The sequence below is a fragment of the Rhizobium lentis genome, from assembly GCF_014200175.1.
Lineage (GTDB): Bacteria > Pseudomonadota > Alphaproteobacteria > Rhizobiales > Rhizobiaceae > Rhizobium > Rhizobium mulingense.
This window is the reverse complement of record NZ_JACHBD010000009.1, coordinates 78,216-91,829: the sequence shown is the minus strand read 5'-3', so window position 1 is coordinate 91,829 and position 13,614 is coordinate 78,216. Positions and strand designations below refer to the sequence as shown.

General features: G+C 60.9%; 15 protein-coding genes and 2 pseudogenes. 15 read left to right on the top strand and 2 right to left on the bottom strand.

Going from position 1 to position 13,614, the window contains the following annotated elements:
- Window positions 1-95 precede the first annotated feature (95 nt).
- Window positions 96-1,400, top strand: coding sequence for a plasmid replication protein RepC (gene repC / locus GGI60_RS20885; RefSeq protein WP_183918480.1), 1,305 nt, complete (start codon window positions 96-98; stop codon window positions 1,398-1,400).
- 80 nt (window positions 1,401-1,480) lie between these two features.
- Here repC and GGI60_RS32115 read toward each other — a convergent pair.
- Together GGI60_RS32115 and GGI60_RS20880 are read right to left on the bottom strand one after the other, a co-directional pair.
- Window positions 1,481-1,802 (bottom strand): annotated as a pseudogene (locus GGI60_RS32115) (type II toxin-antitoxin system RelE/ParE family toxin).
- A pseudogene (locus GGI60_RS20880) lies at window positions 1,802-1,954 on the bottom strand (prevent-host-death protein); the annotation flags it as partial. The pseudogenes GGI60_RS32115 and GGI60_RS20880, both read right to left, overlap by 1 nt.
- A 124-nt stretch (window positions 1,955-2,078) precedes the next feature.
- Here GGI60_RS20880 and GGI60_RS20875 point away from each other — a divergent pair.
- The 14 genes from GGI60_RS20875 (at window position 2,079) to GGI60_RS20810 (ending at window position 13,607) form a co-directional block, all read left to right on the top strand.
- Window positions 2,079-3,071 carry an LLM class flavin-dependent oxidoreductase gene (locus GGI60_RS20875; RefSeq protein ID WP_183918481.1) on the top strand — a complete coding sequence of 331 codons (993 nt, stop codon included), beginning with the start codon at window positions 2,079-2,081 and terminating at the stop codon, window positions 3,069-3,071.
- A gap of 23 nt (window positions 3,072-3,094) precedes the next feature.
- Window positions 3,095-4,444, top strand: coding sequence for an LLM class flavin-dependent oxidoreductase (locus GGI60_RS20870; protein ID WP_183918482.1), 1,350 nt, complete (start codon window positions 3,095-3,097; stop codon window positions 4,442-4,444).
- Window positions 4,445-4,460: 16 nt separating this feature from the next.
- A complete protein-coding gene (locus tag GGI60_RS20865) occupies window positions 4,461-5,660 on the top strand; it encodes a M20 aminoacylase family protein (RefSeq protein ID WP_183918483.1) in 1,200 nt (399 codons plus the stop codon).
- 4 nt (window positions 5,661-5,664) lie between these two features.
- On the top strand, window positions 5,665-6,216 hold the full coding sequence (locus GGI60_RS20860) for a GNAT family N-acetyltransferase (RefSeq protein ID WP_183918484.1): 552 nt from the start codon (window positions 5,665-5,667) through the stop codon (window positions 6,214-6,216).
- 36 nt (window positions 6,217-6,252) lie between these two features.
- Window positions 6,253-8,028: an amino acid ABC transporter permease/ATP-binding protein gene (locus tag GGI60_RS32505; RefSeq protein WP_183918485.1), complete on the top strand. Its 1,776-nt coding sequence runs from the start codon at window positions 6,253-6,255 to the stop codon at window positions 8,026-8,028.
- 92 nt (window positions 8,029-8,120) lie between these two features.
- Window positions 8,121-9,065, top strand: a complete 945-nt coding sequence (locus tag GGI60_RS20850) for an ABC transporter substrate-binding protein (RefSeq protein WP_183918486.1) — start codon at window positions 8,121-8,123, stop codon at window positions 9,063-9,065.
- Between the two features lie 71 nt (window positions 9,066-9,136).
- Window positions 9,137-10,075, top strand: coding sequence for an ABC transporter substrate-binding protein (locus GGI60_RS20845; RefSeq protein WP_183918487.1), 939 nt, complete (start codon window positions 9,137-9,139; stop codon window positions 10,073-10,075).
- A gap of 17 nt (window positions 10,076-10,092) precedes the next feature.
- A complete protein-coding gene (locus GGI60_RS20840) occupies window positions 10,093-11,127 on the top strand; it encodes an LLM class flavin-dependent oxidoreductase (RefSeq protein ID WP_183918488.1) in 1,035 nt (344 codons plus the stop codon).
- Between the two features lie 59 nt (window positions 11,128-11,186).
- Complete coding sequence (locus tag GGI60_RS20835) at window positions 11,187-11,783, top strand: 2-hydroxychromene-2-carboxylate isomerase (RefSeq protein ID WP_183918489.1); 597 nt, start codon at window positions 11,187-11,189, stop codon at window positions 11,781-11,783.
- Between the two features lie 108 nt (window positions 11,784-11,891).
- Window positions 11,892-12,452, top strand: coding sequence for an FMN reductase (msuE, locus tag GGI60_RS20830; protein WP_183918490.1), 561 nt, complete (start codon window positions 11,892-11,894; stop codon window positions 12,450-12,452).
- Window positions 12,453-12,463: 11 nt separating this feature from the next.
- Entirely contained in the window at window positions 12,464-12,661 is a 198-nt protein-coding gene (locus GGI60_RS20825; RefSeq protein ID WP_183918491.1) for a hypothetical protein, read from the top strand.
- A gap of 35 nt (window positions 12,662-12,696) precedes the next feature.
- Window positions 12,697-12,864: a hypothetical protein gene (locus GGI60_RS20820; protein ID WP_183918492.1), complete on the top strand. Its 168-nt coding sequence runs from the start codon at window positions 12,697-12,699 to the stop codon at window positions 12,862-12,864.
- A gap of 12 nt (window positions 12,865-12,876) precedes the next feature.
- Entirely contained in the window at window positions 12,877-13,029 is a 153-nt protein-coding gene (locus GGI60_RS20815) for a hypothetical protein (protein WP_183744554.1), read from the top strand.
- Window positions 13,026-13,607 carry an alpha/beta hydrolase gene (locus GGI60_RS20810; protein WP_183918493.1) on the top strand — a complete coding sequence of 194 codons (582 nt, stop codon included), beginning with the start codon at window positions 13,026-13,028 and terminating at the stop codon, window positions 13,605-13,607. The genes GGI60_RS20815 and GGI60_RS20810 overlap by 4 nt, the downstream gene beginning before the upstream one ends.
- Window positions 13,608-13,614 lie beyond the last annotated feature (7 nt).

Sequence of the window (13,614 nt, the reverse complement as noted above, 5' to 3'; positions counted from 1 at the left end):
ACACCTCCGAGAATCGCACTTCCGAGAATCGCTGTCAAGAGTTTTTGGCGTCGTTTTGGCGAGCGGATTTCTTTTGCCTCTTTGAGGTGGAAGAGATGGAAACCGGAAGTATAACGACGCCCTTCGGGCGGCGGTCGATGACGCTTGGCATGCTCGCAAGCCAGGTGATGGCAGGTGAAATCAGGCCTGACCAATCGGTCGACAAGTGGAAGCTGTTTCGTGCGCTGTGCGAAGCAAAGCCGCTGCTTGGCATCAGCGACCGCGCACTCGCCGTGCTCAATGCGCTCTTAAGCTTTTATCCAAAGAACGAGCTGACCCAGGGAAACGGGTTGATCGTATTCCCGTCGAATGTCCAGCTTTCGCTCAGAACGCACGGCATGGCCGAGCAGACCGTGCGGCGCCATCTTGCAGCACTCGTCGAGGCGGGCCTTCTGCTGCGCAAGGATAGTCCCAACGGCAAGCGTTATGTCCGCCGGGATAGGGCAGGGGAGGTAAACGATGCTTTCGGCTTCTCGCTGGCGCCGCTGCTGGCCCGCGCCGAAGAGATCGAGCAACTGGCCGCCGAGGTCATGGCCGAGCGGCTGCATGTTCAGCGTCTGCGCGAACGCATCACGCTTTGCCGCCGTGATATCGCCAAGCTGATCGAAGCGGCTGCCGATGAAGACGTTGAGGGGGATTGGCAGGGCCTGTACCAGGACTTTCGAGACCTGGTCGAGGGGCTGCCCCGCTCGCCGACGACGGCACAGCTCGAACAATTGCTGGACGCATTGACGGCGCTCAGGGGGGATATCCTTAACCGGCTGGAAATTAGAGTTAAATTGACAAAACAGCGCGGCAATGCCGGTTATATCGAGCGTCACATACAGAATTCACACTCCGAATCCCTATCTGAACTTGAACCAAGCTTCGAAACGAAGCAGGGCGCGACGCCGAAGCAAGACAGCGGGCGAGGCCACGGGACGCTGGAAGAGGAGAGAAGCGAGGCGATCCGTTCGGACAATCGGCCCGGACAGCAGGGTGGACAACCCGACCGCCGAGACGCCGCCGCCGGATTGAAATCCTTTCCGCTAGGCTTGGTTCTGCAGGCCTGCCCTGAAATCCTTGCCTACGGGCCGAATGGCGACGTCCGCAACTGGCGTGATTTGATGACCGCGGCTGTGACGGTGCGATCGATGCTCGGCGTCAGTCCGTCAGCCTACGAGGAGGCTGCAAACGCAATGGGACCGGAAAATGCCGCGACGGTGATGGCATGCATCCTGGAGCGGGGCGGCCATATCAATTCAGCCGGCGGCTATCTTCGCGACCTGACGCGGCGAAGCGAAAAGGGGGAATTCGCAATCGGCCCGATGTTGATGGCGCTCCTGCGGGCAAATGCGCCGGCCGGCCGAAAGGCGGGATAGGTTTTCCGCTCGTCTGGGTCATCCATGCTCGGATGATCGCCGGCGACGATGCCGAAACCGGAGAGGGGGTATGCAGGATGTTAGCGGATAAGCCTTCGTTCCCGGAAGGCATGCAAGTCGCGACGTCCGTCCGCCACGCAGTAGACGACGACGTCGGTGCCGATGATACGGGAAATCATACGCCAGGCTTGTGGTGCAGTTCGCGGTATTCGGAGATACCGATACTGGCCAGTTCCTTCCGAATATTTCCGCGGGCCGGAATTTGTGGAAGTCGGCGCAGGCGCGTTCGATCTCCGTCAGGATGCGCTCTGCCGTCTCGGCGCCGTCGCGGGCGGCAATGAAACGATAGAGATACTCGACGTCGCGTTCCGCGTCCTAGGCAAGAAGAACACGGTAATGCATCAGGACTGGTTGTCGGCCAGGCGTTTGCGGATGCGCGCGAAGGATTCCGATTGAGGACGCAGCCTGCCTTCCTCGACCTGTCGATTGGTGAGCGCCAGCACCTTCAGCAGCGCCAGCGTCTCCTGCGTTTCTTCATATTGGTCGACATCCTTCCGTCTCAGCTGCGGCTGCTTTTTTCTCTCAATGTCCGCGAAAGAGAATGTCATTTCTTATAATGACGTTTGTCTACTGATTTTATAGAGTAATTATTGCAACCTCTGAGCGGATTATGGCGCCATGACCTACCTCCTCAGCCTTCTTGACAAAAGCCCGATCGAGCAGGGCCTCACTGCAGCGGATGCGCTGCGGGCGACGGTCAAGATTGCCGCCCGGGCCGAGGAACTTGGTTATCACCGTTTCTGGGTCGCCGAACATCACGGCATGTCCAATCTGGCGAGTTCGGCGCCGGAGGCGCTGATCGCCTACCTTCTCGCCAGGACCTCGAGGATCCGCATCGGTTCCGGCGGCGTCATGCTGCAGCACTACAGCGCCTATAAGGTTGCCGAGACCTTCAATCTTTTGGCATCGCTTGCGCCCGGCCGCGTCGATCTCGGCGTCGGTAAGGCGCCGGGCGGTTTTCCGCTCGCAACGCGCGCCCTGCAGCTTGCCGTCGATCCGGCCAGGAAGCCAGATTTCGCAAGCCAGCTTTCCGATCTCAACACCTATCTCGCCGCCGACCCCAGTCACCAAGGTGCGCAGGCGACTCCTTTCCCGCCGACGGCTCCGGAGCGTTTCCTGCTCGGCGCCAGCGTCGAGAGCGCCGAGCTCGCTGCCGAGAAAGGCTGGGAACTGGTCTTTGCCGGCCATCTGAACGGCGACTCCGACAATCTGCGCAGGACCTTCGAGGCCTATGAGCGGGCATCGGGCGGCAAGCGTCCCATCCTGGCGCTCGCGGCCTTCGCTGCCGAAAGCGAGGAATATGCTCGCGAGCGTGTCGGTAAGCTCAGGATCGTCAAGCTGTTCCTGCCGGACGGCCAGACCGTCAATGTCGGCAGCGAAGAGCAGGCGGCGGAATTTGCCCGGCAGGCCGGCCTCACCGATTACCGCATCGAGGAGAAGGTGCCGAGTGTGCTGCACGGCACGGCAAAGCAGATCCGCAACGAACTGGACGAGCTCCATCGCCGCTACGGCGTCAATGAATTCGTGCTCGACACGCCGGCGCTTTCGACCGCTGACCGCCTTGCCTCCATCGAGCTGCTCGCCGCCGAGCGGCTTTCACTCGTCGCCTGACCGTTTTTCAAGGAGATTGATCCATGGTTCAGAAACACGTCACGTTCGGCATCATGCTGCAGGGTCCCGGCGGCCATATGAATGCCTGGAAACATCCCAGCGGTCCGGCCGATGCCAGCGTCAATTTCGATTTCTTCGTGAGGACGGCGCGCAAGGCGGAGGCGGCCGGCATCGCTTTCGCCTTCGTCGCCGACGGGCTCTATATCAACGAGCAGTCGATCCCGCATTTCCTCAACCGGTTCGAGCCGATCGCCATTCTCTCGGCGCTGGCGGCCTCCACTTCCAAGATCGGCCTCGTCGGCACGGTCTCGACTTCTTACAGCGACCCCTTCACTATTGCCCGCCAGTTTGCCTCGATCGATCTCATCAGCGGCGGCAGGGCAGGGTGGAATGCGGTGACCTCGCCGCTAGAGGGTTCAGGCAGAAATTACAGCCGTGAACATCCGGAGCACGAGCTGCGCTACGAGATCGCCGAGGATTACATCGATGCGATCAAGGGTCTCTGGGATTCCTGGGAGGATGACGCTTTTGTACGCGATCGCGAGACCGGCGTCTTTGTCGACAAGGCGAAAATGCATTGCCTTAACCACAAGGGCCGTTTCTTCCGCATCGAAGGCCCGCTCAATATCGGCCGTTCAAAACAGGGCCAGCCCGTCGTCTTCCAGGCGGGGGCTTCGGATTCCGGCATCAGGCTTGCCGGCAAGCATGCCGACGCCGTCTTCACCAATGGCGGGCCGTTCGAGGAGGCGCGAGGCTTTTATCGTCAGCTCAAGGATAGCGTCATCGCGCATGGACGGCCCGGCGCGGAAGTCGGCGTCTATCCCGGCATCGGCCCTATCGTCGGCAGAACAGCCGGGGAGGCGGAGGCCAAGTATCAGGCGATCCGCGATCTCGTCACGATCGAGGAGGCGCTCCTCTATCTCGGCAGGTTTTTCGATCATCACGATTTCAGTGTCTACCCGCTCGATGAGCCGTTCCCTGAGCTCGGTGATATCGGCAGGAACAATTTCCGCGCCACCACCGACCGCATCAAAAGAACGGCGCGCGAGAAAGGGCTGACGCTCCGCCAGGTCGCGCTCGATTCCGCCACCCCGCGCACTGCCTTTATCGGCACCGCCGAGCATATCGCCGACGAGATCATCCGCTGGGTGGATCACGGGGCCGCCGACGGCTTCATCCTTGGCTTCCCCGTCATCGCCGAAGGCTTTGACGACTTCGCCGCGCACGTCCTGCCGATCCTGACGGAGCGCGGCTATTTCGATCCGGTCCTGAAGGGCGAGACTCTGCGCGACCACCTGGGCCTGCCCTTCCGGGAAAGCCGGTATGCGACCGGCGCTGATCACGTTGAGCAGGGGAGGGCTATCGGCGCCTGAGGCGCCGGTGAACGCCATGGACACTATCGCTCAGAACTCACCCAGCAACGATCCGGTCGAGAAGGGCATCGCCGCCTTTCTCAACGAGATCATAGCGCTTCGCCGCGACCTGCATCAATATCCCGAGCTTGCCTTTCAGGAGCTCAGGACCAGCAAGCTCGTGGCATCCCGCCTTTCCTCCTGGGGCTATGAGGTGGCGACCGGCATTGCCGGCACCGGCATCGTCGCCACCCTCAGACGCGGCGAAGGCCGGAAACGGATCGGCATTCGCGCCGACATGGACGCACTGCCGGTCGAGGAGGCGACCGGACTTGCCTATGCCAGCAGCAATCCCGGCGTCATGCATGCCTGCGGCCATGACGGTCATACTTCCATCCTGCTGGCGGCTGCCCGCTATCTCGCCGAGAGCGGCAATTTCAGCGGCACGTTGAGGCTGATCTTCCAGCCCGCCGAGGAAATCGGCGCCGGTGCCCGCAAGATGATCTCGGAAGGGCTGTTCGAACGGTTTCCCGTCGATGCGGTCTTCGGTTTGCACAACTGGCCGGGTGTGCCGACGGGGCAGTTCGGTTTCGTCACCGGCCCGGCCATGGCCTCAGTCGATCAGGCGGTGATCAAAATCGTCGGCAAGGGCGGCCACGGAGCCGAGCCGCACCGCGCCGTCGATCCGGTGCTGGCTTCCGCCTCCTTCATCACCGCGCTGCAAAGCGTCGTCTCGCGCAATGTCGATCCGCAGGACATGGCGGTCGCCACCGTCGGCTCGATCCATGCCGGTTCGGCCTCGAATGTCATCCCCGAGAGCGTGGAGATGAAGCTCACCATGCGGGCCTTCAGCGAGACGGTTCGCCAGCTGCTGCAGGAGCGTATTCCAGCCCTCGCCCGTGCACAGGCCGAAAGCTTCGGCGCATCGGCGGATGTGAACTACCGCCTCGGTTTTCCGGCGCTGGTCAATCACCTCAAGGAAACCGCCTTTGCCCGGGATGTCGCCTATGATGCGCTCGGTCTTGCAGCGATCGAGAAAGATTTCCGGCCGCGGACCGCAAGCGAGGATTTCGCCTTCATGCTGCAGGCCAATCCAGGCAGCTATCTCTTCGTCGGCAACGGCGACAGCGCGCCTCTCCACAGCGCCCATTACGATTTCAACGACGCGATCATCGCGCCGGCCGCCCGCTACTGGGTCCGGCTCGCGGAAACATTCCTCACTGAAGACGATGGGTGACGATATGAGCGATACGTTTCTCTATACGACCCCTCTCGATCCCCGTGCCAAGCCGTTGATCGATGAGCTGATCCACGAATATGACAGCCGCTACGGCACCTATTTCAATGCCGAAGGCGCTGCAGCCGAATTGAACCGCTATCCCCCAGAAGCTTTCGCGCCGCCTCTCGGCAATTTTCTTCTGCTGATCCGCACTGGCCAGACCATCGGCGGCGGCGCCTTCAAGCATTACGATGATCGCACCGCCGAGTTCAAACGCATCTGGACACGCTCGGACCTGCGCCGCCAAGGCCTTGCCCGCAAAGTGTTGGTGGAGCTGGAAACTCAGGCGGCCCGCCAGGGATATACCCGGATCTATCTGACGACCGGTTTCCGCCAGCCGGAGGCCGTCGGCCTCTATCTGAACTATGGCTACACCGCTCTCTTCGACACGGCGGCCGATCCCGAAATCTACAAGAGCCTGCCCTTCGAAAAGGACATCACCCATCTCGTTCCGCCGGTCTTCGCAACCGAGGCGGCCGAATCGCGCCTGCACGTGGCCGGCGCACATCTCTGAAAGCGACAAGACGATAATCATAAAAGGGAAGCAAGAATGGCACTGACGACGGATTTCGCGGGTATTGAGCCCGCCACCAGAACGGCAGAACCCCGGCAGGACTATTCCCGTTACCGCATCGTTCCGGCGCGCCATCCCGAGCGGCGGGCAGGCACGATATTCGCGGCCGTCGTTATCGTGGCCGTGCTTTATTCCACCTTCACCAATCCGCGCTGGGGTTGGAACGTCTTCGCCGAATGGTTCTTCGCCGAGCCGGTGCTCGTCGGCCTTGGCAGGACATTGCTCCTGACAGTGCTCGCCGCCATATCGGGCTCCATCCTCGGAACGGCCCTCGCGCTCGCCCGGGTCTCCAAGTCGCCGCTGCTCTCGGGCCTTTCCTGGGGCTATATCTGGCTCCTGCGCTCGATTCCCATGATCGTGCTGCTGCTGATATTGAACAATCTCGGCTATCTCTACCAAACAATTAGAATCGGCGTCCCGTTCACCAACACGGTCTTGTTCGACTATCCGACCGTACAGTTGCTGACGCCCTTCGCTGCTGCCTACCTTGGCCTCACGCTCAATCAGTCGGCCTTCTTCGCCGAGATCGTCCGCGGCGGCATTCTGTCAGTTGATCATGGGCAGCTGGAAGCAGCCGCCGCGCTCGGTCTGCCGCGCCGCCGCCAGGCCTTTCGTATCGTGCTGCCGCAGGCCATGCGCTCCATCCTGCCGACCGGTTTCAACGAGCTCATCGGATTGGCGAAAAGCACGTCCGTCGTCTACGTATTGGCGCTCCCGGAGCTGTTCTACACCGTCCAGGTGATCTACCGTCGCAATCTCGAAGTCATTCCGCTGCTGATGGTTGCGACCGTCTGGTATCTGATCATCATGACCGTGCTGTCGGTCGCCCAGCACTATATCGAGCGCTATTTCTCCAAGGGTGCCGTTCGCAATCCGACACCGCTGCCTTTCCAGGCATTTTTCGAACGCTTCCGCAGCCCGCTACCGGTTTTCGATGGCGCGACTGATAAAGAGCGCAATCTTGATTTCCATGATGCGACGGCTCTGCGGGCGGGCGGCACGGTGCGCATCCACGGCATCTCGAAGAGCTTCGGCTCGCTGAAGGTACTTGACGACGTCGAGCTCAACCTGCCGGCCGGCAGCGTGACCGCCATTCTTGGGCCCTCCGGTTCGGGTAAGTCGACACTGCTGCGGTCAATCAATCATCTGGAGCGTGTTGACGGCGGCTTCATCTCCATCGACGGCGATTTCGTCGGCTATAGCAGGAAGGGCGACACGCTCTATGAGCTCAAGGAGAAGGATATCCTCAAACGCCGCGCCGATATCGGCATGGTTTTCCAAAGCTTCAATCTCTTCCCGCATCTGACCGTGCTCGAAAACCTCATAGAGGCGCCGATCGAGGTTCGCGGCGTTGGCCGCGAGGAAGCCGTGCAACTGGCGCAGGAGCTGCTGGCACGCGTCGGTCTCAGCGACAAGATCAATGCCTATCCTCGTCAACTCTCCGGCGGCCAGCAGCAGCGCGTCGCGATCGCCCGGGCGCTGGCACTCCGCCCCAAGGTTCTGCTCTTCGACGAGCCGACTTCCGCGCTCGATCCAGAACTCGTCGGCGAGGTGCTCGACGTGATCAAGGAATTGGCCCGCACCGGAACGACGCTCGTCATCGTCACCCATGAAATCGGATTTGCCCGCGAAGTCGCCGACACCGTCGTCTTCATGGAAAGCGGCCGCATTCTGGAGGCCGGTCCGCCGGCCCGGATCTTCACGCAAGCTGAGCATCCGCGAACCCGCGAATTCCTCGCCAAAGTTCTCTAGCGCTTGATAGCGCTGGCGAAATGCCGGGCCGCGACGGGCTGCTCCGGTCGAATAACAACGGTTACAATCTCAAGACGAAATGGAGAAGCGGTATGGCATTCACAGATAGAGTAAGGCTTCTCATAGCGGGAGCCATCGCCATTAGCTCAATCGGTTTCGGCTCCGCTCAGGCGCAGCAGAAATTCGATCTCAGCCCAGAACAGTCGAACCGGCTGCGGGTGGAAAAGAACGAGAAGCGCATCGCAGAAATTAAGAACTTCAAGTTCGTCGAGAACGGTGTTTTCACCGTCGGCATCAGCTCCAGCGGCAATCTGCCGCTGCACGACTATGCCTCCGATTCCAAAACGGTCATCGGTTATGACGTCGACCTGGCGCAGGCGATTGCCGACAGCCTCGGCCTAAAGCTCAATCTCGTTTCCGTCGCCTGGGCCGATTGGCCGCTGGGGCTGGTATCCGGCAAGTTCGACGCGGTGATCTCCAACGTGACCGTGACGGAAGAGCGCAAGGAAAAGTTCGATTTCTCGACCTACCGCAAGGATGAGCTCGGCTTCTATGTCAAGGCCGACAGCCCGATCGCATCGATCAAGGAGCCGAAGGATATTGCCGGCCTGAAAGTCATTACCGATGCCGGTACCAACCAGGAAAAGATCCTGCTCGAATGGGACCGCCGCAATGTCGCTGCCGGCCTGAAGCCAATCGAAGTGCAATATTACGACGACGATGCGGTCAAGGATCTTGCCGTCCGGTCCGGCAGGGCCGATGCCGTCTTCAGCGTCAACGCCACCCAAGCCTATGCGGCGGGCATCAACGGCGAGACAAAGCTTGTGGGTACCGTCAGCGGCGGTTGGCCGATCACCGCCGAGATCGCAGTCACCACACGCAAAGGCAGCGGCCTGGCCGCTCCCTTGACCGGCGTCGTCAACGATCTGATTGCCAGCGGTGCCTACAAGAAGATCCTCGATACCTGGAATCTCGGATCGGAAGCGATTGACAAGGCTCAGACCAATCCGCCTGGCCTGCCGAAGAGCGGTTCGTAATGTTTATGGGACGGCCGGCCGTTCGTGCCGGTCCGTCCCTGCCTTTCACCGCAAACGGAGATATATCGAACGTGGCGAATTTTCTTGATATCCGCACCTTTTTCTTCGCGGCGCTGACGGCAGTCTTGACGGGCCTCAGTGCAGCCCATGCGGCAGATGATTTTGACTTGAGCCCGCAGCAGCCGGGCAGGCTTCATGCCGCCAGGAACGATGCGGCGATCGCCGCGATCCCGAAGGATTTCAAGTTCGTCACGCCGGGTAAATTCACCATCGCCGTCAGCCCCGGCGGCCCGCCGCTTGCGACCTATGCCACCGACGCCAAGACCGTGGTCGGCGCCGATCCCGATTACGCCTATGCCATCGCCGACAGCCTCGGCCTGGCGCTGGAGATCGTGCCGGTCGCCTGGATCGACTGGCCGCTCGGCTTAACCGCGGGCAAGTATGATGCCGTCATCTCCAATGTCGGCGTCACTGAGCAGCGCAAGGAGAAGTTCGATTTCTCCACCTACCGGCAGGGCCTGCACGGTTTCTTCGTGAAATCCGATAGTCCCAAAACCTCGATCAAGGAGCCGAAGGATGCGGCAGGCCTGAGGATCATCGTCGGCGCCGGCACCAATCAGGAGCGTATCCTGGTCGAGTGGAGCGAAGAGGATGTTGCCGCGGGCCTGAAGCCGATCGAACTGCAATATTACGACGACGAGGCGGCGAGTCTTCTCGCGCTGCGTTCGGGTCGCGCCGACGTCATCGTCCAGCCGCACGCGCAGCTCGTTTTCATCGCGGCGCGTGACAAGAACATCAAGCGGGTGGGCACGCTGAGCGCCGGCTGGCCGGATCGTTCCGACGTCGCGATCGCTACCCGCAAGGGAAGCGGGCTCGCCGATGCGCTGACCATCGCCACCAATGGTCTGATCAAGGGCGGCACCTATGCGGGGATACTCGATCATTGGCATCTTTCCGAGGAAGCCTTGCCCGCGTCCGAGACCAATCCTCCCGGCCTGCCGAAATATTGATCGTCGGAAGTCATGACATGAGCGGGCGCAAAATATTCATCAGTCATATCGGCTTCCTCACTCCCGGCAACTATCCCGATGACGATCCCTTGTCGGGATTGGAACAGACGCTCCAGCAACTGCATTATGGCGAGGCGCTTGGCTTTGACAGCGCCTGGGTCCGCCAGAGGCACCTGGAGCCGGGGATCTCGTCCGCCAGCGCCTTTCTGGCGGCGGCCACCCAGCGCACCAGCCGGATCGAGCTCGGAACGGCGGTCATCCCGATCGGTTATGAAAGCCCGTATCGGCTAGCCGAAGACCTCGCGACGGTCGATGTCCTCTCGCGCGGGCGGCTGAATATCGGCGTCAGCGCCGGCCGGCCGCTGCATGCCGAGCTGATCGGCCCGCTCGCCTTTGACGGCGACTGGACGCGTTACGATTTCCCGCATGATCGCGTGTTGCGCTTTGCCGACAATCTGCGCGGCACCTATTTCGGAGATGACGAGACCTTCATCAAGACGCCCTTCGGCCCACAGCGGCCGCGTCTGCAGCCCTATGCCAAGGGACTGATCGAACGGATCTGGTATGGCGGCGGGTCGCAGCACTCGGCTGGCTGGGCCGGCCGCAACGGCTTCAACTTGTTGACGGGGAATGTGATAACGGGGGAGGGGACCGACGATTTCTTCGTCGCCCAATCCAGGCTGATTAAAACTTATCGCGACTCTGGAACGCAGCGCCGCGTCGCGCTCGGCCGCGTCATCGCGCCTTTCGACAGCGCCGATGCGCCAACGCGCCGCCGCTATCGCGATTATGCGGATGGCCGCCATCAACGGACGCTTTCGCCGCAGGGTGAGCGGCGCACCCTGTTCGCCCGTGATATTGTTGGCACGTCGGAGAAAATTTTGGAGCGGCTTTTCGCCGATCCGATCCTGCCTGAGATCAGCGAGTTGAGGTTGGAGCTCCCTTACGAGTTCGAGCACGAGGAATCTCGCCAGATCCTCCACGACTTCGTGACAAAGATCGCCCCTGAACTCGGATGGAAAGCGCGGCCCGAAATTCGGGCCGCTTCCTGAAGGGCCGTCGACCGCGCCCATTCGGCACCAAACAACCATTTTAAGAGGGACATCCGTCAGTGACCAAATCGGTGGAATATTTCTTTTCGATCGGCTCGCCCTGGTCCTACATCGGCTTCGATGCCTTTACCGAGCTGGCGGCGAAGAACGACGTCGTCGTCACGCCTTATCTGACGACGGTGGTCGAGGAGAATGGCGGCATCTTCTCACGCAACCGCCCGGAGATTCGCCGCGCCTATTGGACGCGGGACCTCAAACGCTGGGCGCGCGTGCGTGGCAAGGAATTGCGGCTCGAACATCGGCCGGAGCTCAGCGATCCGGCGCCGGCCTCCCTCTTCGTGATCGCCGCCTATCTCGACGGGCAGGACTGGATTGGCGTCGTCCGCGCCCTGCAGCATGCTTTCTGGAGCGAGGCGAGGGATATCGGCAAATCAGATATACGCGAGGCGATCGTTACATCAGCAGGTTTCGATGGCGCAGCGCTTCTCAGGCGCCAAGCCGACGACGACGTCCAGAACAAATGGTCGGCAGACCGCGTGCATGCGCGCGACAGCGGCGTCTTCGGTTTTCCCAGCTATGTCTATGACGGCGAGCTTTATTGGGGCCAGGACAACCTGCCCTTCCTCGAGCGTCATCTGCGCGGTGACAGACCGTAAACTTCAAGGCGAATCTTTTTTCAATCGAGCGCCGAAGGAGAGATGCACATTCCTTTAATCCAGTAATTTTATAGACAATATTTGAGGTAACCACAGAGAGGAAAAACCATGTCAGGTTTCAAACTCGTCGGCATTGCCGGCAGCTTCAACCGCCCATCGAAGACATTGGCGCTCGTCCGGCATGTCGCCGAACGCGCCAGCATCAGATACGGCTTTTCGAGCAAAACCTATGATCTGCACGATGTCGGTCCGTCACTGGGCGGCGCCTTGTGGCGCAAGGACCTCGACGAGCAGGCCAGGCGAGTCGTCGACGAGATCGTAAGGGCCGATGTGCTGATTATTGGTTCGCCGACTTACAAGGGCTCGTATCCCGGCCTTTTCAAGCACCTGATCGATCTGATCGATCCGCAGGAGCTTCGCGGGAAACCCATCATCATTACGGCGACCGGTGGCGGCGACCGGCATGCCTTGATGGTCGAGCATCAGCTTCGGCCGCTGTTCGGTTTCTTTATGGCCCATACGCTGCCGACCGCCGTTTATGCGTCCGACCGCGATTTTGCGGATTACACGATCTCATCCGATACGCTTTCGAGCCGCATCGGTGAAGTGGTCGGCGAATTGGCAGCTTTCTTTCCTGAGGCAAGCCCTGCAATAGCGGCGGCCGAATAGAGGACGTCTTTATGGTTCGATCTCTGAAGGCAGCGGTGGACGATGCGGAACGGCCGGGATCGGGCGAGCAATTGTGGAGCGTCTTTGAATTCGCCCGACGATATCGCCTCGCCAAACGAGAAGAGAACCGTCTGTTGATGCTTTACGGACCGACCGCATCGCTTCGCGATCTGCTTGCCAATGCGCGACGCCATTCGCTGATTTCCTAACCGCCGAAAATATCTGTCCCTGACGGGAGGCTCGCATGAAGCTTGACTTCTACTTTTGGCTGAAACGTGCAGTCGGCTGCTTCCTCCGGAGCAAGGCGCGGGAGCCTGTAAACGGACTGGTTGCCGGCGAAGAGGAGCAGGACCGGTCAGCCCGCGAATACGAACTCCATTATTGGGGCGCGATGCCCGGACTTTGGTATTGAGGAGGGGGTGAGATGGCAATCGTCGTCGAGACCGGCGTCCGTCGGCACGACACCAGAAGAGCAACAGGAAGCCTCATATCGCCGCTCAGGCATGCGGCCGGAATATGCACGGTCGTCGGTTCCTTCACCTTCCTCTTCGCGCTGGTAATCGGGCTGATCCAATGAGCGAAGTCCTCATTCTTCCCGGATTGTTCGGCTCGGGAGAGGGGCATTGGCAACAGCACTGGCTGCAGGATCAGCCGGGCAGCCGTTATGTCGCTCAGGAGGATTGGGATCATCCCACCCTCGACAGCTGGCTGCCGCGATTGGAAGAAGCGCTTGAAGAGGCTGGCGAAGCCTATCTAGTTGCCCATAGTCTCGGATGCCTGCTCGCTGCCCGGCTGGCCGGACGAAGCGCTGCCCGCCGTGTAAAGGGAGCATTGCTCGTTGCGCCCTGCGATCTGCCGGCCACGGAAAATCTGCATGCCGGGCATATCGCCTTCGGCGGCATGCCGACGGCGCCTCTGCCATTTCCGAGCATCGTCGTCGGCAGCATGAACGACGCCTACATGACAGTCGATAGGCTGACCTTGTTTGGTCGCCTGTGGAAAGCCGAGACCAGGAATATAGGCCTTGCCGGCCACATCAATATCGCCAGCGGTTTTGGCCGCTGGCGAACGGGCTACCGGCTGCTGGATGCCTTGAAGATGCGCGCCGGCAATCGAAGGCGCAGCGTTTTCGCGCGGCCGGCGCTTGCGATGTGAATGGAAG